The following is a 565-nucleotide window of genomic DNA, read 5'->3' on the forward strand; positions in this document are numbered from 1 at the left end:
GTTCTGTTCATGGGCAAAGCCTAACATGATTTTACGGCCCATGCCAGCAGAACCGTTGTGATCACCAAAGGTACGAGATCGGCCGGATTGCCCGTGAGGTAGGTAGAGGGCAGAGTCTCTTTGAACGACTCGATGACCCGGCGGTTCATGCCGGCGTGAATGTTGACGAAATCGACCCCGTCCTCGGCGTGGGCGCGCACCACTTCCAGGAAATCCTCAGGCGTAATGGCAATGAGCGCCTTTTCCAAGTAGCCGATGGCGTCGTACATGGGCACCGTGCCAATCATGGCCGGCGATTTCTCGACGAGCGCACGGCGGAAGGCACGTGTCTTGCCGGAGTTGGAGAGATCCATGATGGCATCGGCGCACAGTTCCAGAGCCACGTCCACCTTCTCCCATTCCAGGGCCTCATCGGCCAAATCGCCCGAGATGCCGAGGTTCACGTTCACCTTCGTGGAAAGCGGCACGCCCTCCAACGTGGAACCGACGCCGGCCGGCGCGAGGCTTGCATGATGGATGTTGGCCGGGATGGCGATGTGCCCGGCGGCCACGGCGGCGCGAATGG

1 protein-coding gene is annotated in these 565 nt (G+C 61.1%); it reads right to left on the minus strand.

Annotated features, from left to right (window positions below; all coding sequences use genetic code 11):
- Window positions 1–20 precede the first annotated feature (20 nt).
- Window positions 21–565 (minus strand): phosphomethylpyrimidine synthase ThiC (locus NE591_RS12245; protein WP_256156743.1); only part of this gene is annotated, 545 nt, incomplete at its 5' end.

This window comes from Adlercreutzia sp. DFI.6.23 (assembly GCF_024462535.1).
In the GTDB taxonomy this organism is placed as follows: domain Bacteria; phylum Actinomycetota; class Coriobacteriia; order Coriobacteriales; family Eggerthellaceae; genus Adlercreutzia; species Adlercreutzia rubneri.